Origin of the sequence: Homoserinimonas sedimenticola, from assembly GCF_026094475.1 — a bacterium.
GTDB classification, from domain to species: domain Bacteria; phylum Actinomycetota; class Actinomycetes; order Actinomycetales; family Microbacteriaceae; genus Homoserinimonas; species Homoserinimonas sedimenticola.
On record NZ_JAPELL010000001.1, the window covers coordinates 1,896,533 to 1,920,605 of the forward strand.

The following is a 24,073-nucleotide window of genomic DNA, read 5'->3' on the forward strand; positions in this document are numbered from 1 at the left end:
GCTGCGGCGGCACCCCGCCGCAGCGCACGCCTGCTACGCGGCGTCGGGCTGGCGGATCGCCTCGAGCTTGGGCGTGCCGTGCGCGAACCAGCGCGGGAAGGTGACGTCGAAGAGCTGCTCGACCGCGAGCTCGGCACCCCCGCGAAGCGGCTCCCGCAGGTCATCGATCGACTGCACGATGTTGAGGTCTCGTGTCGCCAAGGGCAGCGAGAGCTCGTAGACGCGCTGCCGCACCTCCGCGAGGAATACCTCGCCCGCCGCGGCGACGGCGCCGCCGATCACGATGACGCCCGGGTTGAACATGTTGACGAGGGCGGCGATGGATTCGCCGACGACGCGTGCCGAGTGCTGGATGAGCGAGATCGCAAGGGCATCGCCGTCCTCGGCCGCCCGGGCAATTCCGGTCGGGTCGGGCGAGGTCCCCGCGGCAGCGGCCTGCGCGAGCGGACCGCTCGCCCCCTCCGCAATGGCCTGCTCGGCGTCGCGAACGAGCGCCCATCCGCCGGCGACGGCCTCGAGGCATCCGGTCTTGCCGCAGCGGCATTGCACATCGGAGTCGCGCACGCGCACGTGGCCGATGTCACCCGCCGCCCCGTTGGCACCACGGTGGATGCGGCCCTGTGAGAGCAGGCCGGCGCCGATGCCGGAGCCGACCTTGCAGTAGATGAGGTCGGTGCGCTCGGCGTTGCGGCGGGCGCGCTCGCCCAGCGCGAGCAGGTTGACGTCGTTGTCGACCCACGTGGGTGCGGCATAACGCTGCTCGAAGCGGCGGCGCACATCGAAGCCGTTCCAGCCCGGCATGATGGGCGGGGCGACGGGGCGGCCGCGTTCGAAGTCGACAGGTCCGGGTAGGCCGACGGCGATGGCCCAGATGGGAAGCGCAGGCACGTCGTCGAGCAGTTCGTCGATCATCGCCATGGCCCGGTCGAGCGTCTCGGCGGGGCCGCGAGCGATGTCCCAGGCCTCGTGCTTCTCGTACTGCAGTTCGCCATCGAGTTCGGCGATGCCCACGCGGATGTGGAGCGCTCCCAGCGCGCAGATGATGATGCGTCCCTGCTCGGTGCGGAAGCGCAGCGTGCGGGGGGCGCGCCCACCGGAGGAGGGGCCGAAGGCGCCGTCTTCCAAGAAGCCGAGCGAGATGGCCTGCTCGACACGCTGCGTGACGACACCGCGGCCCAGCCCCGTGATGCGTCCGATCTCGGGGCGGGTGGTGGCGTCTCCGCGTCGCACCATGTTGACGATGTGCAGCAGGCTCGTCACCTCGTCGGTCTGGGCGCTGAAACGTAGTGTCGCGTCGCTAGCCATGCTTGATTCTGGCACAGCGGATGTCTCAAGCGGGTGCTTTTTGCAGCGTTGTTGCTCGATTCGCCCACTACTTAGGTATGCTTCCGACCTAAGCGAACTCGATGGAGAGAGGTGCCCTGTGCCCTACGGCGTTGGACTCATCGGAGCGGGGCCCGGCGTCGAGGCTCTCCACATCCCGACACTCGCGCGCCTCGCCGAGCACCTCCGCGTCGTGCACGTCTCGGGTTCGGGGAGCGGCCGGGCCGCGGCACTCGGTGCGCGCCTCGGCGTGCGCGCCTCGACCGGCAGCGCCGAGCTCCTCGCGGACTCCGAGGTGCAGGTCGTCGCGATCTGCAGCCCGCCCGAGCGCCACGCAGAGCAGATCCTCGCGGCGGTCGCGGCGGGAAAGCGGGCGATCCTGTGCGAGAAGCCACTGGCGCTGAGTCGTGAAGACGCGGAGGCTGCGATCGACGCGTGCCGGGCATCCGGAACCGCCCTCATCATCGGCACCAACCACCTCTTCGACCCTGCCTGGAACCGCACCAAGCACCACCTGCTCGCCTCGGGCGGCGAGGTGCGCGCCCTCAGCGTGACCGCCGCGCTGCCCCCGAACGGCCGCTACCACGAGGTCGTGGCCGAGCCCGAGGCATCCGCCGTTCCTCAGCGGCCGCGGCCCGACTGGGGCGACCCGGTTGTCGCGGCGGGCATCGTGCGGCAGCTCGTGCTGGGGCTCGCGATCCACGACCTGCCGGCCCTGCGCGATCTGGCTCCCCATGCGCCGCGCATCGTCTTTGCCCGCCCCATCGCCCCCATTGGCTACTCGATCGGATACCAGGCGGGCGAGGTGCTCGTGCAACTCACGGCCGTCATGGTGCCGGGTGGCGCCGACGCCCTCTGGCGGATGTCGGTCATGACCTCGCTCGACCGCATCGACGTCGAGTTTCCGCCCGCCTTCGTTCATGCTGGCAGCGCCAATGTCACGGTGCGCACACCCGACGGCCGCATCAACGGCTACCCGCTCGACCCGAGTGACGGCTACGTGGAGGAGTGGTGCGCCCTGCTCCACGCTCTCGATGGCACCGACAGCATCGAGTACGCGGAACTGCTCGACGACGCCCTCTACGCGATCGAACTGGCGGATGCCGCGGCTCACGCGATCCGCGAGGGGGGACGCCGATGACCGCCCCCGTTGTGCTGAGGTGCACGGATGCCCGCTACCGGCACGCCTGCGCAGAGCTCCCGCGACGACTGGCTGAAGCGGAGGAGTCGCGCGGCGCCGTCGTGGTCGTGCCCGGCGCGGGTGACTGGGTGAGCGCCGCCGCCCGGGAGATCGAGGCGGGCGCCACTGCGCTGGTCGTCGCCGACCCCGACCCCTCTGTCGATCTCGACTCGCTCGAGCGGATCGCGCGCCGGGTGCCGATCGTGCTCGACCGTCCGTGGTTCCGGGCCGACCTGTGCGCCGAACTGGGCGCGGCGGCACCCGAGGAGCTTCCGCTCGCGCTCACGGCGGAGTGCATCGTCCCCGCGGGGGAGTCGGCGCACGTCGTGGCGGACGCTCTCGGATGGCTTCGCGTGCTCGGGCGGGGTGGGTGCGAGGTTGTGGCGTCTCGGCGCTCGGGGCGTGCTGCGCTCGCACAGCTTCTCGCGGGCGGCGGGATGCCGGCGTCCCTGCTCGTGACGGAGCTCGCGAGCGGGCTGGGCGGGCCGAGCATCCGTGTGCTCGCGCTCGGCGGCGAGCGGGTCGAGGTCGTGACGGATGCTGCGGCGAACCTCATGCGGGTGCGGGTCGAGGATTCCACGGGCTCGCGCACGCTGCCGCGCCGCTTCGAGTCGCGCGAGCGGCTTTCGCTGCGGCGGGCCCTCGCGGCCGTCGGCGGGGGAGAGGCGTTGCACGATGCGGAGGGCTTTGCCCGCGACATCCACGCACTTCGATCGATCAGTGGCACGCTTTAGTTGTTTTCAAACTAAAGCTCCGCTAATCTGAAGGAGACGTCGGGGTCTGAAAGGCCCGTTCCCGAACGCCGGTTTCCGGACGGGGCACACACGGTCGCGTCGAGGGACCCGCTCTCACGGGTGTCACCGCACTATGTCACTTTCACCACTCAGGCTCCGCCTTCTCGTCGCAGCACTGCTGACCGTCTCGTTCCTTGGCGCGCTGGACCACACGATCGTCTCGACCTCCCTCGCGACCATCGCGGGAGAGCTGGGCGCGCTCGAACACATGAGCTGGATCGTGGTCGGCTACACGCTCGCGGCCACCGTCATGCTGCCCATCCTCGGCAAACTCGCCGACCTCATGGGGCCCAAGCGCGTGTTCCTCGCGTGCGTGCTCGTCTTCACCCTCGCCTCCCTCGCGTGCGGTTTCGCGCAGGAGATGAGCGTGCTCGTGGCCGCCCGCGTCGTGCAGGGCGTGAGCTCGGCGGGCCTGCAGCTGCTCTCGCAGACGATCCTCGCCCACGTCACGAGCCCCCGGCAGCGCCCGCGCTACATGGCGATCATCGGCGCCGCCTTCCCCATCGCGATTCTGGTCGGGCCCGTCATCGGCGGCGCGATCACGGACTACTGGGGCTGGCAGTGGATCTTCTGGCTCAACGTGCCCCTCGGCCTGGCCGCGGTCGCGCTCGCCGCTGCCGCCGTGCCTACGCTGGAGGGCGGCATCCGTTCGCGCTTCGACTACGCGGGCAGCATCACCTTCACGGTCGCGCTACTCGCGCTCGTGCTGGGAGTCACGTGGGCCACGGAGGGTGAGACCGTGGCGCTCGCCGTGGCCGCCTTCGCCCTCGCAGCCGTCGCGGGCGTGGCGTTCGTCGTGATCGACCTGCGGGTCGCCGACCCGCTCGTTCCCCTGCGGATGTTCGGCAATCGCACGATCGCGGCGGGCCTCGCCCTCTCGGCGATCATCGGCGTGGGCCTCTTCTCGGTCACGGCGTACCTCCCCACCTACGTGCAGATGACCTACCGCACCTCGGCGACCGTCTCGGGTCTCATCCCCATCGCCACCGTGTTTGGGATGCTCGTCAGTAACCTCCTCACTGGTTGGCTCGCGAGCCGCACCGGCCGCTACCGGCTGTTCCCCATCCTCGGCACGACGATGGGGATGTGCGGCTTCGTGGTGATGGCGGCGCTGCCCGTCGGCATGCCGCTGTGGGTGCCTATGGTCGTCATGGCGGTCGTCGGGCTCGGCACGGGTGCTTTCATGAGTCTCGTGTTTGCGGTCGTGCAGAGCGCGGTCGAGCGACGCCACGTGGGCAGCGTCACGGCCACCATCAACCTCGTCCGTCAGGTCGGATCCACCGTCGCGACGGCCATCATCGGTGTCGTCGTGGCGACGGGGGTCTCGGGGCGGCTACCGGGCTTCCTCGACCACTCGGGCCTCACCCCTCAGCTCGTGCACGAGCAGAGCGGTGCCGTGCAGGCGGAGATCGCCGACATTTACGGCAGCGTCTTCTCACCCGTCTTCGCGGCGCTCGCGGCGACCTACCTGGTCGGCCTCGTCGCCGCCATCCTCCTCCCGGGCGGCACGCTCTCGGATGACGCGCAGCATGAGCCTGCAGCATCCGATGCACCCGCCGGTGCCCCTGCAACTGATCTCGCCACCAAAGAACTGGAGTCGCCATGACGCAGAACCCCACCGTCGCCATCGTCGGCAGCGGACCCATCGGCTCGGCCTACGCGCGCATCATCCTCGAGTCGACACCGAATGCCCGTGTCGTCATGTTCGAGGCGGGCCCGCAGGTCACCGAGCGGCCCGGCGAGAGTGTGCGCAACATCGCCGACCCCGAGAAGAAGGCGCTCGCGCGCGAGATGTCGCAGGGGCCGCAGGCGGGCGCCCACCGGGAGACGCTCGGCATCCCCGCCGCTGCGGTCGTCGAGGGCATGTTCACGGCCCGGCAGGGCACCCACCTCTTCGACTTCGGCGGCGAGGGCTCGGCGCACGCGCCCACCTTCCCGGCGGCGGCGGGTGCCACCAACGTCGGCGGTCAGGGAGCCCACTGGACATGCGCGACACCGCGGCCCTCGTTCGGCGAGAAGGTCTCGTTCATCGACGACGAAGAGTGGGATGGCTTGATCGAGAAGGCCGAGGAGCTGCTGCACGTGCAAAGCGCGGCATTCGCCGACTCCGCGCTCGGGGCCGCCATCCGCTCGCTGCTCGAGGAGGAGTTCGCGGGCGAGTTCCCCGAGGGCTATGGTCCGAGCACCCTGCCGGTCGCGGGTGACCCGCAGCCCGACGGCACCATGCGCTGGGCGGGCGTCGACGTCGTACTGGGGCCGCTCATCGAGCCGGGGCATCCGCTCGCCTCCCGCTTCGAGCTGCGCGACCTCACGCTCGTGCGCCGTGTCGAGCACAACGGCGCGGTCGTCACGGGTGTCACGGTCGAGGACCTGCGCACGCGCGAGACGGAGACGATCGCGGCCGACGTGGTCGTGGTGGCGGCGGACGCGTTCCGTTCCCCGCAGCTGCTCTGGGCATCTGGCATCCGCCCCGCGGCGCTCGGTCGCTACCTCACGGAGCACCCCGTCGTGATCTCGACCGTAGCCCTCGACGGCGAGCGGATGCGCCGCTTCGCGAGCGAGGCCGACCTCGACCAGGAACTCGCCCGCCGCGCCAAGAACCCGGCCGACCCCGTCGCGGCCGTCAACCGCATCCCCTACTCGGAGCCCGACCACCCCTACTCGCTGCAGATCATGTATGCCGAGCAGCCGCCGTTCCCGCTCGACCCCGAGCATCCGCACTCAGGCAACCGTTGGGGTTACGTCAACATGGGATACGGCCTGCGCAAGCACCCCCGGGTGGAGGACGGCGTGACCTTCCACGACGACGAGCTCGACTACCGCGGCTTCCCCAACATGACGATCGAGTACGAGCTCACCGAGCAGGAGCAGGCCGAAGTGGCGGATGCCACGGTTCGCCTCCGCCGCGTCGGCGACACCCTCGGCACCTTCATCGCCGAGCCCCGGCTCCTGCCCAACGGCTCGAGCCTGCACTACCAGGGCACCATGCGGATGGGCCAGGCCGACGACGGCACCTCGGTCGCCGACCCGTGGTCGCGCGTCTGGGGCTTTGAGAATCTCGTCGTGGGCGGCAACGCGCTCATCCCGACCGCGACCGCAATGAACCCCACCCTCATGAGTGTCGCGATCGCGGTGCGCGGAGCGCGCAAGGTGGCGGAGCAGCTCGGGGCGTAGGGGGCGGAGCGGTCCGGGCGGCCCGCCCGTCCCGCCCGCCCGTCCCGACCGCCCTGCCCGCTCGCCCGCCCGCCTGTCCTGCCCGTTCGGCCGCCCGCCCGCCCGCCCCGGCCCCCGTGTCCCGCCCGGCCCTCGTCCCATCAGCGCGGTGTTTTCTGCTCAACGCGCGGTCGCGTGCCGCAGCGTTGAGCAGAAAACACCGCGCTGTACGAGCGGATGCTCGGGGTGAACGAAGCCGCCCTTCCCGACGTTGCGGTGTTTTCTGCGCGGCGCGGCACATTCTGCCGCCGCATCGCGCACAAAACACCGCAACGCGGCGCCGGGCGACGCTGCGCCGGTGTGCGGAGGGGTAGACGAACCCCGTGGGAGATGCGAGAGTCGCCCCATGAGACTCACGAGAGCCCGATCTGGACGGATGCTCGGCGGCGTGTGTGCCGGAATCGCGCTGCACTTCGGCTGGGATGTCGCGCTGCTGCGCATCCTCGTCGTGGTCGGCACCCTCTTCGTGGGGGCGACCGTGCTCGCCTACATTGCGCTGTGGATGCTCATGCCCGCCGACTAGGGGACCATCACGCGATTGACATGCGCCGGCCCGCGACCGGTCTGCGGGTGACGCAGGGGGCAGTGAAGGGGTAGGAGGCCGTCTCCCTCCGCTCCCTCTCCACCAACGTTCGGGAGGAGAATTCGCGCGACACGCCGCCCTCCCGCCCGCTTCAGCGGCGCGTCGCGCAGATTCTCCTCCGAATCAGATGGCGCGCCGCCCGTGCTGCGTCCCGCGTTGCGGAGGACACCGAGTTGCAGAGAACGCCTCGCTCACTCTAAGGTGAGCCTTACCTAAGTCGACCGGCCCCCGAGAGCATGCGCCGTCGGCATCCCCTCACTATTGGAGCACCCTATGCGTTCACGTCGCGCCGTCGCCACTGCGGGTATCGCCGTCGCCGCCGCCCTCACTCTCGCCGCCTGCAACGGCACGACGGATGCCGCGGGCGACGACGCCGCCGAGGGTGGCATCACGATCGAGCACGCGCTCGGCACGACGACCATCCCCGAGAACCCGGAGCGCATTGCGACCGTCAACTGGGCCAACCACGAGGTGCCGCTCGCGCTCGGTGTCGTGCCGGTCGGCATGGCGGCCGCGAACTTCGGCGACGATGACGGCGATGGCCTCCTGCCCTGGGTCGAGGAGAAGCTTGAGGAGCTGGGCGCCGAGACCCCCGTGCTCTTCGATGAGACCGACGGCATCGACTTCGAGGCCGTCGCCGACACGAACCCCGACGTGATCCTCGCCGCGTACTCGGGCCTCACGCAGGAGGACTACGACACGCTGAGCGAGATCGCCCCCGTCGTCGCCTACCCCGAGGCGCCGTGGGCCACGTCCTGGCGTGACGTGATCGAGTTCAACTCCGCGGGCATGGGCATGGCCGAGGAGGGCGAGCAGCTGGTCGCCGACATCGAGCAGGAGATCGAGGACTCGCTCGCCGAGTACCCGCAGCTCGAGGGCAAGAACACCATGTTCCTCACCCACGTCGACCCGGCCGACCTGAGCGAGGTCAGCTTCTACACGATGTTCGACACCCGCGCCGCCTTCTTCGAGGACCTCGGCCTCAGCACACCGCAGAGCGTGACGGATGCCTCGGAGGAGGGCGCCTACTCGGGCACCATCAGCGCCGAGCAGGTCGACACTTTCGCCGACGTCGACATCATCGTGACCTACGGCGATGAGGAGCTCGTCGCGACGCTGGAGGGCGACCCGCTCCTCTCGCAGATGCCGGCCGTTGCCAACGGAGCCATCGTCTCGCTCCCCGGCTCGAGCCCGCTCGGCACGGCCGCCAACCCGACGCCGCTCGCGATCTCGTGGGTGCTCGACGACTACCTGGCGCTTCTCGCCGAGGCCGCCGACAAGGCGGAGTGATCGTCACAGCGTGACCACAGCCGTCAGCCCACCCGAGTCGGGCGTCGCGATCCTGCGACGCCCGACCCGAGTGCGTCTGCTGTGGCTTCTCGTGGTCGCGGCGGTGCTCGTGGCGCTCGCCGTCGCATCCGTCGCGATCGGGTCGCGGGATGTCACGTGGGCCGACATTCTCGCGGGTGTCGGCGGTTCCATCGACACGATCGAGCAGGCCGCCGTCTACACGCGCGTGCCGCGCACCGTGCTCGCCATTCTGGTGGGTGCGGCGCTCGCCGTCTCGGGTGCCGTCATGCAGGGGGTGACGCGCAACCCGCTGGGTGACCCTGGCATCCTCGGCATCAACATGGGCGCCTCGCTCGCCGTCATCACGGGGATGGCCTGGTTCGGCATCGGCAGCGCGGTGGGCCAGATCTGGGCCGCCATTGCGGGCGCGGGCATCACCGCCGTGCTCGTCTATGTGCTCGGCTCGATGGGGCGTGGGGGTGCGACACCCCTCAAGTTGGCGCTGGCGGGAGCCGCGACATCCGCCGCCCTCGCGTCGTTCATCATCGCGGTGGCGCTGCCGCGCGGGGACATCTCGGCGAACATCCGCTCCTGGCAGATCGGGGGAGTCGGCGGCGCGAACTTCGAGAACATGCAGCACGCCGTGCCGTTCCTCGTCGTCGGCTTCGTGGTGAGCATGCTCTCGGCGCGCAGCCTCAACTCGCTGGCTCTCGGCGACGATGTCGCGGCGGGGCTTGGCGAACGAGTGGCGACGGCGCGTGCTGCCGCAGCCATCGGCTCTGTCATGCTGTGCGGGGCGGCGACCGCCGTCGCGGGGCCCATCGCCTTCGTCGGTCTTGTCATCCCGCACCTCTGTCGACTCCTCGTCGGCGTCGATCATCGATGGCTGCTGCCCTTCTCGGCCCTCACGGGATCCGGGCTCCTCGTCGCTGCCGACGTGCTCGGCCGCATCGTCGCGCGGCCCAGCGAGATCGACGTGGGAATCATCACGGCGTTCGTGGGTGCGCCGTTCTTCATCGCGGTTGTGCGCCGCCAGAAGGTGCGTGAACTGTGAGCGGGCTGATGCAGGCCGCTCCAGAGTCGGTCGAGAGGGTCGCTGCCCTCCGCGATCAGCGCGCCCTCCGCCGCGGAGTTGTCATCTCGGTGCTCGCCTCCGCCATCGCCATCGTCTTCGCCGTCAGCCTCATGGTGGGGCAGACCTTCTACCCGCCCGCCGACGTGGTCCGGGTCATCCTCGGCGACGATGTCGCGGGCGCCTCCTTCACGGTCGGTTGGCTGCGGCTGCCCCGGGCGGTGCTCGCGATCGTCGTGGGGCTCAGCTTCGGTCTCGCGGGCGTCGCGTTCCAGACCATGCTTCGCAACCCGCTCGCGAGTCCCGACATCATCGGCATCAGCGAGGGCGCGAGCGCCGCGGCGGCGGTGGGAATCATCATGTTCTCGCTGAGCGGGACGGGCGTCTCGGCGCTCGCGATCGCCGCGTCGCTCGGGGTTGCCCTCCTCATTTATGGTCTCGCCTACCGGGGCGGAGTCGCGGGAACCCGCCTGATCCTGATCGGAATCGGCATCGCCGCGATGCTGCGCAGCGTGACCGCCTATACGCTCTCGCAGGCCGGCCAGTGGGACCTCCAGGAGGCGCTGCGCTGGCTCACCGGCAGTCTCAATGGCGCCTCGTGGGAGCAGGCCATCCCGGCATTCTTTGCTCTCGTTGTGCTCGGCCCCCTCCTGCTCGGGGCCTCGCGGAACCTCTCCGCCATGCAGCTTGGCGACGACACGGCGGCGGCCCTGGGCGTGCGGGTCGAGCGCACCCGCCTGCTCGTGGTGGTCTCCGCAGTGGGGCTGATCGCCTTCGGGACCGCCGCCGCCGGCCCTGTCGCCTTCGTCGCATTCCTCGCGGGGCCCATCGCGGCACGGCTCATCGGACCCCGCGGCTCCCTGCTCCTGCCGGCCGCCCTGGTCGGCGCGCTGCTCGTGCTCGTCGCCGACCTCCTCGGGCAGTACGCCTTCGGCACGAGATTCCCCGTCGGAGTCGTCACGGGCGTGCTCGGCGCCCCCTACCTGATCTATCTCATCGTCCGCACCAACCGCGCGGGAGGCTCACTGTGACCACCACCCATACACTCCAGGCCGAGCAGTTGACGCTCGGCTACGGCGACCGCACCGTCATCGAGGGGCTCAACCTGACCGTGCCCGCCGGTCGCATCACGGCCATCGTCGGCCCGAACGCGTGCGGCAAGTCGACTCTGCTCCGCTCGATGTCACGGCTGCTCGCGCCGCGACACGGCCAGGTGCTCCTCGACGGCAGGCAGGTGCACCGGATGCCCGCCAAGGAGCTCGCACGCACGCTCGGCCTGCTCCCGCAGTCGCCCATTGCACCCGACGGCATCACGGTCGCCGACCTGGTGGGCCGTGGGCGGCATCCGCACCACGGCGTCTTCACGCGGTGGACGCACGACGACGACGTCGCCGTGGCCGAGGCGCTGGAGGCGACCGAGACCCTCGAGCTCTCCGACCGCCCTGTGGACGAGCTCTCGGGCGGCCAGCGCCAGCGAGTCTGGATCGCGATGGCGCTCGCCCAGCAGACCGATGTGCTGCTGCTCGACGAGCCGACGACCTTCCTCGATGTGAGCCACCAGCTCGACGTGCTTGACCTGCTCGTCGACCTCAACCAGCGCCGCGGCACGACCATCGTCATGGTGCTGCACGACCTCAACATGGCGGCCCGCTACGCCGACCACCTCATCGCGCTTGACGCCGGGCGCGTGCACGCCGCGGGTGCCCCCGAGGAGGTGCTCACGGCTGAGTGCGTGCAGGCCGTCTTCGGCATCCCGAGCACTGTGATCACCGACCCGACCTCGGGCAAGCCGCTCATGCTGCCGATCGGCCGACACCACGCCACCCCGTCCACGACCCACGACGCCGAGATGAGTGCCCTGTGACGACAACAACCACCGCCCGCCCTTCCACGAGCGCCTTCGCGACCCGCGTCGCCGCCATTACGCGCCTCACACCCCACTTCACCCGGGTGACGCTTGAGGGCGATGAGCTGTGCCACTTCGGCACGGACGGTCACGACCAGCGCATCAAGCTCGTCCTGCCCCTGCCGGGCGACCGCTACAGCGACTTCGGCCTCTTCGACGACCCGGGGGACGACCGAATGTCGTGGGTACGTCGCTGGCGCGAACTGCCCGACGCCGACCGCAATCCCATCCGCACCTACAGCGTGCGGGCGGTGCGTCCCGAGCTGTCGCAGATCGACGTCGACTTCGTGCTGCACGGCACGGAGGGTCCCGCATCGGCATGGGCGGATGCCGCGGCCATCGGTGACCCGCTCATCATCGTGGGCCCGGACTCGCGCGGCGAGGCATCCGGTCGCGGCATCGAATGGAAGCCGGGCACTGCCACCAACGTGCTCCTCGCGGGGGACGAAACCGCCGTGCCCGCCATCTGCTCCATCATTGAGCGGCTCGGCGAGCACATGTCGGGGCTCGCACTCATCGAGGTGCCAACCGCCGCAGACGCGGTGCCCGTCACGACGGCCTCGGGTGTGGAGGTGCGCTGGCTCGCCCGCGACGACAACCCGCACGGCGCCCTCCTCACGAGCGCCGTCGAGGAGTGGGGCCGTGCGCGCGCGGGAACTCCCCGCGTCGACGAGGAGCTCGCCCTGATGCCGGACGGCATCGTGTGGGATGCGCCCACGGGCGTGGGCGAGGAGTACGCCTGGCTTGCGGGGGAGTCGAGCGTCATCACGGGCATCCGCCGCCATCTGGTGCGGGACCTCGGCGTGGACCGTACCTCGGTTGCGTTCATGGGGTACTGGCGCAAGGGGCGAGCGGAGGGTTCGTAGCGCCGAAACCGCGCTGGTGGGGCATGTGCTACCGGTCGGGTGCGCTGTCACGCAGCGAGCGTGCCATGCCTTGCAGCAGTCGGAAGGCGTCGCCCTGCTCGTTCGGCGTCATGCCCTCGAGCATCCTGATCTCGACGGATCGAACTGCAGCCGATGCTTTTTCGAGGCTCTCCTGGCCGAGCGGCGTGAGCTGCGTGGGAAGCACCTTGCCGATCCGGGCCTCGGCAGGCCTGGTCACGTAGCCGTCGCGTTCCATGGCCTGTAGCAGCACGTTCATCGACTGCCGGGTCACGAATGCTCCCCGCGCAAGCTCCGAGTTCGACAGTCCCGGGCGCTGCGCCAGCAACTCAAGGCACGCGTACTGGGTCACGTTCATTCCGAGTGGCCGCAGCGCTGCCTCCATGGCGGTGCGGAGGGCACTTGCCGCCTCTTTGAGGGCGTAGCCGAGAGACGTTGCGAGGTCGATGCCGTCTTGACTCATGTCAGCATTCTGACATGCGGTGTCGCATGTCAAAAAACTGACATCGACCTTAGGAGCACTACCATGCCCGTCACCGGACCCGACTTCATCTCCCTCCAGACCCGCGACGTGGGCGCCTCGCAGGCCTTCTACGAGCGATACCTCGGCCTGGTTCGCTCGCAGGCGGGCCCGCCGCACGCCGTCGTATTCGAGACGAGCCCGATCGCGTTCGCTCTGCGAGACGTCACTCCCGGCACCGACCTCGCCTCGGTGAGCCAGCCCGGCATCGGTGCCGCCATCTGGATGCACGCGACCGACGCCCAGGCCATTCATGACGCTCTTGCCGCCGACGGCCACACGATCGTCTCAGCGCCTGCCGACGGTCCCTTCGGCCGCACCTTCACCTTCGCCGACCCCGACGGGTACCACGTCACGCTTCACGACAGGGCCTGAGCCGGCTCCCGCGGCAACTCGGGCTGAGCGAGCGTGGCACCCCGCGGTGACGGATGCCGCAGCATCCGTCACCGCGTCGGCGTGAAGCCTCGCAGTCGCAGGCTGTTCCCCACGACGAAGACGCTCGAGAACGCCATCGCGGCCCCCGCGATCATGGGGTTCAGCAGGCCGAGCGCGGCCAGCGGAATCGCCGCAACGTTGTAGGCGAAGGCCCAGAAAAGGTTGCCCTTGATGGTGCCGAGAGTGCGCCTAGCCAACCGGATCGCGGCCGGCACCGAGCGCAGGTCGCCCTGCACGAGCGTGAGGTCGCTCGCCTCGATCGCAATGTCGGTGCCGGTGCCCATCGCGAGCCCCAGGTCGGCCTGTGCGAGGGCGGGCGCGTCATTGATGCCGTCGCCGACCATCGCGACCACGTGCCCCTCGCGCTGCAGCCGTGTGATGACGTCGACCTTGTCGCCCGGCAGCACCTCCGCATGCACCTGCTCGATGCCCACCTCGGCGGCGACGCTTTCTGCCACTGCACGGTTGTCGCCCGTGAGAAGCACGGGGGTGAGGCCGAGGTCCTTGAGCTCACGCACCGCCTGTGCGCTTGTCGGCTTGACGGTGTCAGCGACGACCAGCACGGCCCGTGCCTGCCCGTCCCAGCCCACCGCGATCGAGGTGCGCCCGGATGCCGCGGCATTCCGGTGCGCGGCGGCGAGAGTCTCGTCGAGCTCGAGCCCCCACTCGGCGAGCAGGGTCGGCCGCCCGACGACGACCGCGTGGCCGTCGACGACACCCTGCACCCCGCGGCCGGAAACGTTCTCGAACGACTCGACGGCGGGGAGGCTGCCGGGCGCGGCGTCCACGATCGCCCGGGCGATCGGATGCTCCGACGCGGCTTCGAGCGCACCTGCCAGCCTCAGCGCCTCGTCGCGCGTGGTCGAGTCGTTCGTGACGACCTCGACCAGTGACATCCGGCCGTCGGTGACGGTTCCCGTCTTGTCGAGCACGACCGTGTCGATGCGGCGGGTAGATTCGAGCACCTCGGGCCCGCGGATGATGATGCCGAGCTGGGCGCCGCGGCCCGTCCCCACGAGGAGGGCGGTGGGCGTCGCGAGGCCGAGCGCGCAGGGGCACGCGATGATGAGCACGGCGACCGCGGCAGTGAAGGCGAACTCGGGGGTCGCCCCTGCGAGCAGCCACACGGTCAGAGCTACGGCGGCAATGACGAAGACGATGGGCACGAAGACGCCCGAGATTCGGTCAGCGAGCCGCTGCACTTCCGCCTTGCCTGACTGCGCCTGCTCGACGAGCCGGGCCATGCGGGCGAGCTGCGTCTCGCTGCCGACGCGGGTCGCCCGCACGACGAGGCGACCGCTCAGGTTGGTGGTGGCGCCGACGACCGCGTCGTCCACGGTGGTGTCGACCGGCACCGATTCACCCGTCAGCATGCTTCGGTCCACCGTCGAGTTGCCCGACACGACGACCCCGTCGGTCGCGATCGTCTCGCCCGGCCGCACGACGAACTCGTCGCCAACCGAGAGGGATGCCACGGGCATCCGCTGCTCGACGCCGCCGCGGAGCACGGTGACATCCTTGGCGCCCAGGTCGAGCAGGGCGCGGAGGGCCGCGCCGGCCTGCCGCTTCGACCGCTTCTCGGCGTAGCGTCCCGCGAGCACGAAGACCGTGACGGCCGCTGCCACTTCGAGGTAGATGTCGCCGCCCCCTGAGTCGGGGGCGAGGCTGAAGTCGAAGCTGTGCGTCATCCCCGGCATGCCGGCGTGCCCGAAGAAGAGGGCATAGACCGACCAGGCGAGAGCCGAGGCGGTGCCGACCGTGATGAGCGTGTCCATCGTGACGGCGCCGTGACGGAGGTTCGTCCAGGTTGCCCGGTGGAAGGGCAGCCCGCCCCACACCACGACGGGAGCCGCGAGCGTGAGTGAGAGCCACTGCCAGTAGGTGAACTGCCAGGCGGGCACCATCGCGAGCACGACGACCGGGAGGGCCAGCACGGTGCTCGCAATGAGCCGGCTGCGCAGGCTCTCGACCTCAGGGTCGCGCTCGTCCGAGGGTTCGGACTCGGTCGTCTCGGGCAGCTCCCCGCGGTAGCCGGCCTTCTCGATCTCGTCGAGCAGCACCTGCGGGTCGAAGGCGGGCGGCATCCTCACGCTGGCCTTCTCGGTTGCGTAGTTGACGGATGCCTCCACACCCTCAAGCTTGTTGAGCCGCTTCTCGATGCGGTTGGCGCACGAGGCGCACGTCATCCCCTCGACCCGCAGGTCGAGGTCGATGAGTGCGGTGGGCGAGGCGACGGTCACGGTGCCGCGGGGGAGTCGCTCAGCTCGTAGCCGGCCTCGTCGATCGCGGCGGCGATTGCCTCGGCGTCGGGCTTCGACTCGCTCTCCACGACGACGGTCTCGGCGGCGAGGTCGACCTTGACGTCAGTAACGCCGGCCACCTTCGACACCTCTTCCGTTACCGCACGCACGCAGTGCTCGCAGGTCATTCCCTTCACGCTGTATGTCGTTTCCATGTGCAGAACCATACCCCCATGGGGTATAAATGACAACAGAGGTTTCACGAGCGAGGAGCATCATGCACGGCTACAGCGACAACAAGGAGCAGCTGCTCAAGCGTCTGCGGCGCGCGGAGGGCCAGGTCCGCGGCATCCACCGCATGATCGATGAAGACGCCTACTGCATCGACGTGCTCACGCAGGTCTCCGCGGCGACGCGCGCGCTCGAGACGGTCGCGCTGGCCCTGCTCGACGACCACCTCTCGCACTGCGTCGCGGAGGCGACGCGCGAGGGTGGTGAAGTCGCGGAGCAGAAGATCGCGGAGGCGTCGGCGGCGATCGCCCGCCTCGTCCGCTCGTAGGCTTCGCGCGGTTCGAACTCCCCGCCAAGGCCTGTTATAGTCTTCAGGTTGGGTTTTGATCCGACATGCGCCCGTAGCTCAATGGATAGAGCATCTGACTACGGATCAGAAGGTTAGGGGTTCGAGTCCCTTCGGGCGCACAGTGTGAAGTCCCGGTCAGGATCTTGGATCCGATCGGGGCTTTTCCCATTAACGCCCGGGCCTGCCGACGAGCGACACTAGCGTCTCGAGGTCCCGCTCGATCTGACGCGCATCCGCCTCGAAGTCCTCATCGCTGACCCCGTCACGCCGGTACAGCGTGAAGACGATCTCGCTGCCCGCGTCGTTCTGCAGTACCCGCAGGGGGTTGTGGATGACGGTGCCGTCCGGCAGCGTGACTGCGTGATCGAGGAGGCCGTGCTCCACAGGGCCGGTGAACGCCACCTCAACCCTGCCCATCGGGGAGTCTGACACCCAGCGTCCGGACTCCTGGCGGATGCCTGCGCTGAGCCCTTCAGCCCACTCGGGCAGCCGCTCTGGATTGCCGGCGATGCTGACGACGGATGCGACATCCGCCTCGCTGGAGCGGGAGATGTGTAGTGCGGGCCAGGTCATGGCCTGCAATCTACACCCGCGATCCACGCCACGGTGCGGGGCGCCGTCGCCCCTGTCGCGCCCGGCGCCCCGGGCATACGCTCCGATCCATGGCAGACAGGATCACGGTCGGCGACCGCGTGTCGTGGAACACCTCGCAGGGCCGCACTCACGGCAAGGTCGTGGAGAAGAAGACGAAGGACTTCCGCTTCGCCGAGCAGGACTTCACCGCATCCGATGATGAACCCGCCTTCATCGTCGAGTCGGAGAAGACGGGCGCGAAGGCAGCCCACAAGGAGTCGGCGCTGCGCAAACTCAAGAGTTAGGCGGGGGAGAAGCCTCGGCTCCACGAGGGAGCCGAGGCTTCTCGGCAGAAGGCGGGGTGGCTCAGTCGCCCAGGATGTCGCCAAGGTCGAGCGAGCCGGTGACGTCCTCGACCATGCCGTCGACGTTCACGCTGTCGATGATGTCGGTGACGTTGCCGCTGATGCCCGAGGAGAGGTCATTGGTGCTGTCGACCATGCCGTCGACCGTGTCGGAGACCTCGGTGTCGGCGTTGCCGACGCTGTTGCCGTTGCCGCTGTTGTTGCCCACGGCGGTGTCGTTGCCGGAGCCCACAGCGGTGTCATTGCCGCTCGCGACGGGGGCCTCGACGTGGTTGCCCGAGGCGACGGCGTTGCCGGAGGCGATGTCGCCGACGCTACCCGAGGCCACATCGCCCACACCGATCTGGGGGGCGAGTACGAACGGCGATTCGGCGAAGTTGCCCGTCGTGTAGCCGATGCCGCGCAGCAGGTCGAGCTGCGTCTCGGTGTACTCGGTCGTCGTGGTGGTGTCGTTGTCCCACGTCTGCTCCGACTCGGTGTCGGCCATGGCGGGAGCGGCGAAGCCGGCGACGGCGAGCGAGGCGGCGGCGACGCCGGTGATTCCGAATGCTGCGTTCTTCTTCGTGATGGTACGCATGTGAACTCCAATCGGTTGTCTGCTTCCCGGTCGTTGTTCCGGGTCGCACTGGGTCATCCGGAGACCTCTCCCGATCGGTTTGGACGTCAGGCGATCGCGGCCCCCGTTCGGGGGTGAAGCGGGCGGATGTCGCATCCGTCGCACCTCGGCGGATCCCTGTGATCACGGGCATCCGCGGCCCGCGCGCTCTGGTTCCTGGCAGTTAGCTGGCAGTGCTCGGTGCGGGGCCGCTCAGGGGCGGCGGGAGCCCTGCACTCCGGAACGGAGCTTGTCGCATAGCTGCTCGAGTTGAGCGAGCTCTCGATCGTCGAGGGCGGAGCCGACAGTGCCCGAGATCGACGTCATGTGGGCGACGGCGACGCGGCGGAAGAGGGTGAAGCCGTCGTCGGTGAGGGCGACGACCACACCGCGGGCATCCTTCGGGTCTGGCCGCTTCTCGATGAGCCCGCGGGCGGCGAGGCGGTCGACCAGGCGACTGACGCTCGGTTGGGTGATGAGCAGGTCGTCGACGAGGTCACGGATGCGCAGCGCATGTTCGGGGCGCCGGGACAGGTTGAAGAGCACGTCGTATTCGGTGAGGGAGATCTCGCCGCTGGGGAACTCGGCACCCAGTCGACGCATGACCGTGACTTGGGCGCGGAAGAGGGATTCCCAAGCCGATACAGCGCTGGACTTCGACGTCATTGTTGCCCCTCTTTCAACACCTGATTTTAGGGCGTCGGTGGGGCGGGGTTAAGTGATTGAGGGCCCGTCGTAGAGGCTAACGACGGGCCCTCTCCCTTGCACCAAGAGTGTCCTGCAATCACATTCCGCGAGAGTTGCCACAGCAAACAACTTCCGCTGACAACGACTATATAACGGAAACGTAACGGCGCACCAGTTACCAAAACGTTATTTTTCTGAGAGTTTGCTGATCGGAGGTTGGCCCAATCTCCTCGGCGCAGAGCACAGGGATCCACTTCTATGTATATTGGATCCCACTTGTTCGCGCGGCCGAGGAGCGACGCCAATGATCGAAACCGTCAGGGGGCCCATCGACGCCGCCGCGCTCGGAACCGTCTCGATGCACGAACACCTTCTGACGGATGCGAGCGCCCTCCAGCGGGCCGGCGTCGACGAGCTCGACCCGGCGCAGCCGGTGACGGCGGATGTCGCGGGGGCGCTGCGCTGGAGCCAGCTCGCCCTGGCCGACAATCTTCGCCTCGACGACCTCGACCTGCTCGCGGAGGAGCTCGCCGCCGCCGCCCCCACGGGACTCGGCACCGTCGTCGACCTCAGCTCCCATGGCTTCGGCCCCGACCACGCTCGCCTCCCCAAGCTTTCGCGAGCCGCGGGCATCCACATCGTCGCCGGATACGGCGCGTACCTGCCCCGCCTGCTTCCCGAGTGGTACCTCGCCCTCGACGAGGATGGCCGGACCGAGCTCTTCCTGACCGCCCTCACCGACGCCATTCCCGGCACGGCCTACCGCGCGGGCGTGCTCGGGCTCATGGGCACGACGGGGGCGTTCGGCACCGCGGAGGGCGAGCAAGAGCGACTCAGCCTCACGGCGGCGGCGCGAGCCGCAGCATCCACGGGCGCCCCCATGAGCGTGCGGCTCGCCGCCGACGCCCGCAACGGCCTCGAGGTGCTCGAGCACATCCTCGCTGAGGGCGTCGCCCCCGACCGGGTGGTCTTCACGACGGTCGACGAGTTCCTCGACCTGCCCTACCTGCGCGACCTCGGTCAGGCGGGCGCCGTACTCGAGCTGTGCTTCGGCAACGAGGGGGCGCACGTGGGGCGCATCCGCAATGCGAGCGACATGCAGCGGCTCGACGCCTTCCTCGCGCTGCTCGAGAGCGCCCCCGGGATGCGCTGGGTCTTCGGTCACTCCACCTGGACGAAGGGCCAGCTGCGCCGCTTCGGCGGTCCCGGCTTCGAGCACCTCACGGCACGCGTCATCCCCGGACTGCGGTCCCTGGGCGTGCCCGACGACCTGCTGCACCGCGCCGCCGTGACCGAGCCCGCCCGCTTGCTCGATCGCGACGCCCAGCCCGCAACCGACCCCGCAACGGAGGAACCGTGAACACTCAACCCCACCCCGCGCCGACAGGGAGCCCCGAGCACCTCGCCGACTGGAGCGCCGTGCGCCTGGCGGGGGCGATCGCCTCCGGTGAGGTCTCCGCCGTCGAGGTTATGCGCGCCCATCTCGAACGCATCGAGGAGCGCAACCCCGTCATCAACGCTGTCGTGTCGCAGCAGCCCGACTCGGTCTCGCTACGAGCGGCCGAGGAGGCGGACAAGCGCCGCGCAGCTGGCGACGAACTGCCCCCGCTGCACGGCCTGCCCACGGCCGTCAAAGACCTGATGGATGTCGCGGGCTTCCCCACCACGAACGGCTCTGCCGCCTTCGCCGACGCCGCCCCCGCCGCGCACGACAGCGTGCTGGCGACCCTCCTGCGCGACGCCGGAGCAATCATCATCGGCAAGACGAACACGCCCGAGATGGGCCAGGGCGTGCTGAGCTTCAACCCCGTCTTCGGCACGACGGTCAACCCCTGGGATGTCGAGCGGCACGCAGGCGGATCGAGCGGGGGTGCCGCGGCAGCCCTCGCTGCGCGCATGCTCCCGATCGCCGACGGCTCCGACAGTGGCGGCAGCCTGCGTTACCCGGCGGCCTTCTGCAATGTCGTCGGCGTGCGCCCGAGCCCGGGCCGTGTTCCGAGCGGGCGCACGGGCAACGCGTGGACGCCGCACGGCGTCAGCGGGCCCATGGCTCGCGACTCGGCGGATGCTGCGCTGTTCCTCGAGGCGCTCGCGGTCGAGAAGTCCGTCTGGCCGCTGTCCTCACTTCCCTCCCATCCCGCGGAGGCCGTCGAACTGCAGGGCCTGCGCATCGGGTGGAGCGCGGATGCCGGCGGTCTGCCCGTCGACCCCGCCGTGCGCGCCGTGCACAGTGCCTTCGCGGAGCAGCTCGCCTCCCTCGGCGCCATTGTCGAAGCCGACGAGCCCGACTTCGCGGGCGCAGACGAGGCATGGGAGACGATCGAGACATTCGAGTTCTTCCTCGGCGGGCGTCACGCCGTCGATGCGGGCGCGAGCGGCTTCCGCCCCGACTACGTACGCAACGTGGAGCAGGGCCGCGCCATGACGGCGACCGCCCTCGCCGACGCCTACGAGCGCCGCACCCGCGCCTACCGCGACACGGCCGCCCTCCTTGAGCGGCACGACGTGCTCATCCTGCCCGCGACCCCCGTCGTCGCGCCGCCCGCGGACCTCGAGTGGGTCGAGGAGGTCGACGGGGTGCGCTTCGATCGCTACTTCCAGTGGCAGATGATGGCGAACCGCCTGACCCTCACGGCGCATCCGGTCGTCGTCACCTCGGCGGGCTTCACCCCCGAGGGGCTGCCGGTCGGTGTGCAGGTCGTCGGTCGACACGGGCGCGAGGCGCAGCTCCTCGCCGTGACCCGCGCGATCGAGGAGGCCACCGGCTGGATCTCTCACGCCCCGTCCTACCCCTACCCATCCGGTCGCTGACCGACCCCACAACCGCCAGGAGGCCTCGCATGATCATCGACGCATACAACACGACCCAGGATCGACGCGGGCGCAGCGACTTCCTCACGGGCGTCCGCCGCGGTGAGGAGCCGCCCGCGTACACACCCTTCGACCCGCAGCGCATCCTCTCTCGCATGGATGCCGCTGGCGTCGACAAGGCAATGGTGTGCTCGCTGGCCCAGGGGATCGAGAACGACTTCCTCATGACGCTTGTGGCCGAGCATCCGGACCGTCTCTTCGGCTTCGGCCAGGTCATGCCGCAGTGGGACAACGCGGTCGACGAGGTGCGTCGCTTCGCGGCGGGCGGGCTCTCCGGCCTCAAGCTGCACCCGAGCCTGCACGGTTATCACGCCGCCGACCACGGGCTGCTCGACCCGCTCTTCGAGGTCTGCGCCGAGCTGGGGCTGCCCGTGCTCGTCAACGCCCTCGACGACGCGTTCTGTGCGCCCCTCGCGATCGAGGAGGTCGCGAAGCACTTCCCGACCGTGCCCACGATCATCGCCCACATGGGGGCCGTGTGGAACGTGCCCGAGGCGATCATCGTGGCGGAACGCAACCCGCACATCTACCTCGAGACCTCTGCCACCCTCATTGCCGACGTCAAGCGGGCGTATGCGCGGCTCGGTGCCGAGAAGATCCTGCTGGGTTCAGAGTGGCCGGGCAGTGACTTCGACCTGGAGCGGATGAAGATCGCGAAGGCGATCCCCGACGAGGCCGACCGGGCGCTCGTGGAGGGCGGCAACATGGCACGGATCATAGGTTGGGCGTGAGCCGCCCGGAGCTTACGGAGGCCCCCGCGACCATGGGGGAGGCGGATCGCGAGCTGCTGGCGACCGCGCTGCGGATCCTTGACGAGCGATACGAGCAGGGGGTGCACGAGGTCGCTGCGGCCCTGCGGCTCGCGGACGGCCGCGTGGTCACGGGTCTGCATGTCGAGGCGAGCGCGGGGCGCGCGAGCGTCTGTGCTGAATCGGCGGCGCTGAGCTCCGCCATCATCGCGGGCTCTCCCGTCGTCTCGATCGTCGGTGTGCTCCGGCGCCCGGCGGGCACGCGGCACCTCATCGAGCCGTGCGGCGTGTGCGCCGAACTGCTGAACGACCATGCGGCGGATGCTTCGGTCTGGGTCGCCCGCGGGGAGGAGTTCGCCGAGGTTCGCGTCGCGGACCTCCTGCCCTTCCGTCGCGTTCGCGTTGCCCGCGGCAAGAGAAACCTTGACAGCGCACCAAAGATGTAATCCACTTGAAACAATGTTGGATGCGGTAACCGATAGATTGGATCCAAGTTGAGAGAGCACAGCTGGCGCTGCCCGGAGGCTCTCGAGACGTCGCCGCCGGCTCCCTGAACCCGGACGGCGCGCTCACCCAGTTGCACCACTTGTGACCCCTTGGAGGACAGCACCATGGTTAGAAAGAGCCTGCTCACGACTGCGGCGGTCGTCGCAGTCGGGAGCCTCGCGCTCGCCGGATGCTCGGGCGGTTCCGCGCCCGCCGACGGCGCGGAAACAGACACGATCAACGCAGAGCTCTGGTATGCACCCGCGACCTTCGACCCGGCGAAGGCGTCCGCAACATCCGACCGCACGATCGCTCGTCTCGGCTTCGATACCCTGCTCCGCCAGGGCGACACCGAGGCTCTCGTCGGCGGTCTCGCAACCGAGTGGGAGTCGACCTCAGCCTCCGAATACAGCTTCACGATCCGCGACGACGCCACCTGCGCGGATGGCACGGCCATCACGCCCAGCGTCATCGCCGCATCCTTCGAATACCTGACCGGCCTCGAAGACAGCGGTGCTCAGACGTGGAAGGCGCAGGCCTTCGGCACGGGCGAGGCCACCTTCACGGCCGACGACGAGGCGGGAACGCTCGACGTCTCGCTGAGCGAGCCCTACTCGCAGCTTCTCTACGGTGTCACGGGCTCCGGCACGGGCATCATCTGCCCCGCCGGTCTTGAGGACACGGAGGGTCTCGCGGCGGGCACCGTCGAGGGCGCCTTCTCCGGCCCCTACACGCTCACCGACTCCACGGCCGGCGTGAGCGCGACTTACTCGCTCCGCGACGACTACGACGCCTGGCCCGCATGGGAGACGGTCGAGGGAGAGCCCGCCGCCACCATCAACCTCACGGTTCAGCCCGACTCCAACACGAGCGCCAACCTGCTCGAATCCGGCGGAGTCGACGTGGCCCGCTTCTACGACTCCAACGCGCTCCGCTTCGAGGAGGACGACTCCTACAGCGTTGTGAGCTTCGCGAGCTCGGCATACAACCTGGTGTTCAACCAGTCGCCCGGCTCCGGCTCGGTCTTCGAAGGCAACCCGGAGCTGCGTGCGGCCGTCGCCCAGGCGATCGACCCGCAGGGCTTCAATAACGCGGGCCTCGACGGCCTCGGTGTCGAGCAGTTCACGGTGAACTCCGCCAGCTACAACTGCGCGCTCGAGGAGCCCTCGCTGCTGCACGACTACGACCCGGCCGCCGCCAGCGAGCTGCTCACGGGACAGAACATCCGCCTGCTCATCATGTCGAACTGGGACCCGGCCGCCGACTACCTCGCGGAGTCGCTGCGCGCCGCCGGCGCGACCGTCGAGGTCTCTGCACCGGACCCCGCCGACTGGACCAAGCAGATGCGCACCGAGCCCGGTACGTGGGATGTCGCGGTCGCGGCGGAGAACGCCGAGTCGGGTCTCATCCACCTCTCGATCGCTCGCTACCTCGGCCCGACCTACGCGGAGGGCGGCACCAACGTCGCCTACACCGACAACCCTGAGGGCGTCGAGTTCTACGAGGCCGGCATGAACGCCGCCGACTCGGAGACGCAGTGCGAGAACTTCCTCGCGGCGCAGGAGACGATCCTGGAGGACACCGCGATGATGCCGCTCATCACCGACACCCACCGCTATGTCGCCCGTGACGGCTTCGCCACCTACGTCCTCTCGGGCTACTGGGACATCTCCGCGATGCGCATCGTCGGCTGACCCCGACATGCACCGCCCGGACCGGATCTCTGA

General features: G+C 69.5%; 25 protein-coding genes and 1 tRNA gene. 19 read left to right on the top strand and 7 right to left on the bottom strand.

The genetic code is table 11. The features are described 5' to 3' along the window. Window positions 1–33 precede the first annotated feature (33 nt). Entirely contained in the window at window positions 34–1,305 is a 1,272-nt protein-coding gene (locus OH146_RS09000; protein WP_265159577.1) for an ROK family protein, read from the bottom strand. Window positions 1,306–1,423: 118 nt separating this feature from the next. On the opposite strand from OH146_RS09000, the gene OH146_RS09005 reads away from it, so the two are divergent. The 10 genes from OH146_RS09005 to OH146_RS09050 all read left to right on the top strand — a co-directional run bounded on the left by OH146_RS09005 (window position 1,424) and on the right by OH146_RS09050 (window position 12,227). Further along, window positions 1,424–2,464, top strand: coding sequence for a Gfo/Idh/MocA family protein (locus OH146_RS09005; protein ID WP_265159579.1), 1,041 nt, complete (start codon window positions 1,424–1,426; stop codon window positions 2,462–2,464). After that, window positions 2,461–3,237 (top strand): hypothetical protein, encoded by a 777-nt coding sequence (locus tag OH146_RS09010; RefSeq protein ID WP_265159581.1) that lies wholly within the window; start codon window positions 2,461–2,463, stop codon window positions 3,235–3,237. The genes OH146_RS09005 and OH146_RS09010 overlap by 4 nt, the downstream gene beginning before the upstream one ends. Before the next feature lie 133 nt (window positions 3,238–3,370). Next, window positions 3,371–4,903 (top strand): MDR family MFS transporter, encoded by a 1,533-nt coding sequence (locus tag OH146_RS09015; RefSeq protein ID WP_265159583.1) that lies wholly within the window; start codon window positions 3,371–3,373, stop codon window positions 4,901–4,903. Continuing rightward, window positions 4,900–6,471: a GMC oxidoreductase gene (locus OH146_RS09020; RefSeq protein WP_265159585.1), complete on the top strand. Its 1,572-nt coding sequence runs from the start codon at window positions 4,900–4,902 to the stop codon at window positions 6,469–6,471. Before OH146_RS09015 ends, OH146_RS09020 begins: the two co-directional genes overlap by 4 nt. Window positions 6,472–6,856: 385 nt before the next feature. Further along, window positions 6,857–7,033 (top strand): PspC domain-containing protein, encoded by a 177-nt coding sequence (locus OH146_RS09025; protein ID WP_265159587.1) that lies wholly within the window; start codon window positions 6,857–6,859, stop codon window positions 7,031–7,033. 333 nt (window positions 7,034–7,366) lie between these two features. Next, window positions 7,367–8,383, top strand: a complete 1,017-nt coding sequence (locus OH146_RS09030; RefSeq protein ID WP_265159589.1) for an iron-siderophore ABC transporter substrate-binding protein — start codon at window positions 7,367–7,369, stop codon at window positions 8,381–8,383. Between the two features lie 10 nt (window positions 8,384–8,393). Then, window positions 8,394–9,437, top strand: coding sequence for a FecCD family ABC transporter permease (locus OH146_RS09035; RefSeq protein ID WP_265159591.1), 1,044 nt, complete (start codon window positions 8,394–8,396; stop codon window positions 9,435–9,437). 8 nt (window positions 9,438–9,445) lie between these two features. Beyond that, on the top strand, window positions 9,446–10,486 hold the full coding sequence (locus OH146_RS09040; RefSeq protein ID WP_265160731.1) for a FecCD family ABC transporter permease: 1,041 nt from the start codon (window positions 9,446–9,448) through the stop codon (window positions 10,484–10,486). Continuing rightward, window positions 10,483–11,319, top strand: coding sequence for an ABC transporter ATP-binding protein (locus OH146_RS09045; RefSeq protein ID WP_265159593.1), 837 nt, complete (start codon window positions 10,483–10,485; stop codon window positions 11,317–11,319). Before OH146_RS09040 ends, OH146_RS09045 begins: the two co-directional genes overlap by 4 nt. Next, window positions 11,316–12,227: a siderophore-interacting protein gene (locus OH146_RS09050; RefSeq protein WP_265159595.1), complete on the top strand. Its 912-nt coding sequence runs from the start codon at window positions 11,316–11,318 to the stop codon at window positions 12,225–12,227. The genes OH146_RS09045 and OH146_RS09050 overlap by 4 nt, the downstream gene beginning before the upstream one ends. A gap of 28 nt (window positions 12,228–12,255) precedes the next feature. Here the strand turns inward: OH146_RS09050 and OH146_RS09055 are convergent, their stop codons facing one another. After that, window positions 12,256–12,708 (bottom strand): MarR family winged helix-turn-helix transcriptional regulator, encoded by a 453-nt coding sequence (locus tag OH146_RS09055; RefSeq protein ID WP_265159597.1) that lies wholly within the window; start codon window positions 12,706–12,708, stop codon window positions 12,256–12,258. Between the two features lie 63 nt (window positions 12,709–12,771). Here OH146_RS09055 and OH146_RS09060 point away from each other — a divergent pair, with 63 nt between their 5' ends. Next, the gene (locus OH146_RS09060; RefSeq protein ID WP_265159599.1) at window positions 12,772–13,140 is read left to right on the top strand and encodes a VOC family protein; all 369 of its coding nucleotides are present in this window, start codon (window positions 12,772–12,774) and stop codon (window positions 13,138–13,140) included. 68 nt (window positions 13,141–13,208) lie between these two features. Here OH146_RS09060 and OH146_RS09065 read toward each other — a convergent pair whose 3' ends face one another. Together OH146_RS09065 and OH146_RS09070 are read right to left on the bottom strand one after the other, a co-directional pair. Then, window positions 13,209–15,440: a heavy metal translocating P-type ATPase gene (locus OH146_RS09065; protein ID WP_265159601.1), complete on the bottom strand. Its 2,232-nt coding sequence runs from the start codon at window positions 15,438–15,440 to the stop codon at window positions 13,209–13,211. Next, complete coding sequence (locus OH146_RS09070; RefSeq protein ID WP_265159602.1) at window positions 15,437–15,655, bottom strand: heavy-metal-associated domain-containing protein; 219 nt, start codon at window positions 15,653–15,655, stop codon at window positions 15,437–15,439. Before OH146_RS09070 ends, OH146_RS09065 begins: the two co-directional genes overlap by 4 nt. Before the next feature lie 62 nt (window positions 15,656–15,717). On the opposite strand from OH146_RS09070, the gene OH146_RS09075 reads away from it, so the two are divergent. Both OH146_RS09075 and OH146_RS09080 read left to right on the top strand, forming a co-directional pair. Beyond that, window positions 15,718–15,999, top strand: coding sequence for a metal-sensitive transcriptional regulator (locus OH146_RS09075; protein WP_265159604.1), 282 nt, complete (start codon window positions 15,718–15,720; stop codon window positions 15,997–15,999). Between the two features lie 67 nt (window positions 16,000–16,066). After that, window positions 16,067–16,139: transfer RNA gene (locus tag OH146_RS09080), tRNA-Arg, on the top strand. 49 nt (window positions 16,140–16,188) lie between these two features. On the opposite strand, the gene OH146_RS09085 is transcribed toward OH146_RS09080, so the two are convergent. Continuing rightward, the gene (locus tag OH146_RS09085) at window positions 16,189–16,593 is read right to left on the bottom strand and encodes an SRPBCC family protein (protein ID WP_265159606.1); all 405 of its coding nucleotides are present in this window, start codon (window positions 16,591–16,593) and stop codon (window positions 16,189–16,191) included. Between the two features lie 89 nt (window positions 16,594–16,682). Here OH146_RS09085 and OH146_RS09090 point away from each other — a divergent pair, with 89 nt between their 5' ends. Then, entirely contained in the window at window positions 16,683–16,898 is a 216-nt protein-coding gene (locus OH146_RS09090; RefSeq protein WP_265159608.1) for a hypervirulence associated TUDOR domain-containing protein, read from the top strand. 61 nt (window positions 16,899–16,959) lie between these two features. Here the strand turns inward: OH146_RS09090 and OH146_RS09095 are convergent, their stop codons facing one another. Further along, window positions 16,960–17,535: a hypothetical protein gene (locus OH146_RS09095; protein WP_265159610.1), complete on the bottom strand. Its 576-nt coding sequence runs from the start codon at window positions 17,533–17,535 to the stop codon at window positions 16,960–16,962. A 231-nt stretch (window positions 17,536–17,766) separates the two neighbouring features. Continuing rightward, on the bottom strand, window positions 17,767–18,219 hold the full coding sequence (locus OH146_RS09100; RefSeq protein ID WP_265159612.1) for a MarR family winged helix-turn-helix transcriptional regulator: 453 nt from the start codon (window positions 18,217–18,219) through the stop codon (window positions 17,767–17,769). A gap of 325 nt (window positions 18,220–18,544) precedes the next feature. Here OH146_RS09100 and OH146_RS09105 point away from each other — a divergent pair, with 325 nt between their 5' ends. The 5 genes from OH146_RS09105 to OH146_RS09125 all read left to right on the top strand — a co-directional run bounded on the left by OH146_RS09105 (window position 18,545) and on the right by OH146_RS09125 (window position 24,040). Beyond that, on the top strand, window positions 18,545–19,600 hold the full coding sequence (locus tag OH146_RS09105) for a phosphotriesterase family protein (RefSeq protein WP_265159614.1): 1,056 nt from the start codon (window positions 18,545–18,547) through the stop codon (window positions 19,598–19,600). Next, window positions 19,597–21,051, top strand: a complete 1,455-nt coding sequence (locus OH146_RS09110; protein ID WP_265159618.1) for an amidase — start codon at window positions 19,597–19,599, stop codon at window positions 21,049–21,051. The genes OH146_RS09105 and OH146_RS09110 overlap by 4 nt, the downstream gene beginning before the upstream one ends. A gap of 29 nt (window positions 21,052–21,080) precedes the next feature. Beyond that, on the top strand, window positions 21,081–21,842 hold the full coding sequence (locus tag OH146_RS09115; RefSeq protein ID WP_265159620.1) for an amidohydrolase family protein: 762 nt from the start codon (window positions 21,081–21,083) through the stop codon (window positions 21,840–21,842). Continuing rightward, window positions 21,839–22,306, top strand: coding sequence for a cytidine/deoxycytidylate deaminase family protein (locus OH146_RS09120; RefSeq protein ID WP_265159622.1), 468 nt, complete (start codon window positions 21,839–21,841; stop codon window positions 22,304–22,306). The genes OH146_RS09115 and OH146_RS09120 overlap by 4 nt, the downstream gene beginning before the upstream one ends. 165 nt (window positions 22,307–22,471) lie before the next feature. Continuing rightward, complete coding sequence (locus OH146_RS09125) at window positions 22,472–24,040, top strand: ABC transporter substrate-binding protein (protein ID WP_265159624.1); 1,569 nt, start codon at window positions 22,472–22,474, stop codon at window positions 24,038–24,040. Window positions 24,041–24,073 lie beyond the last annotated feature (33 nt).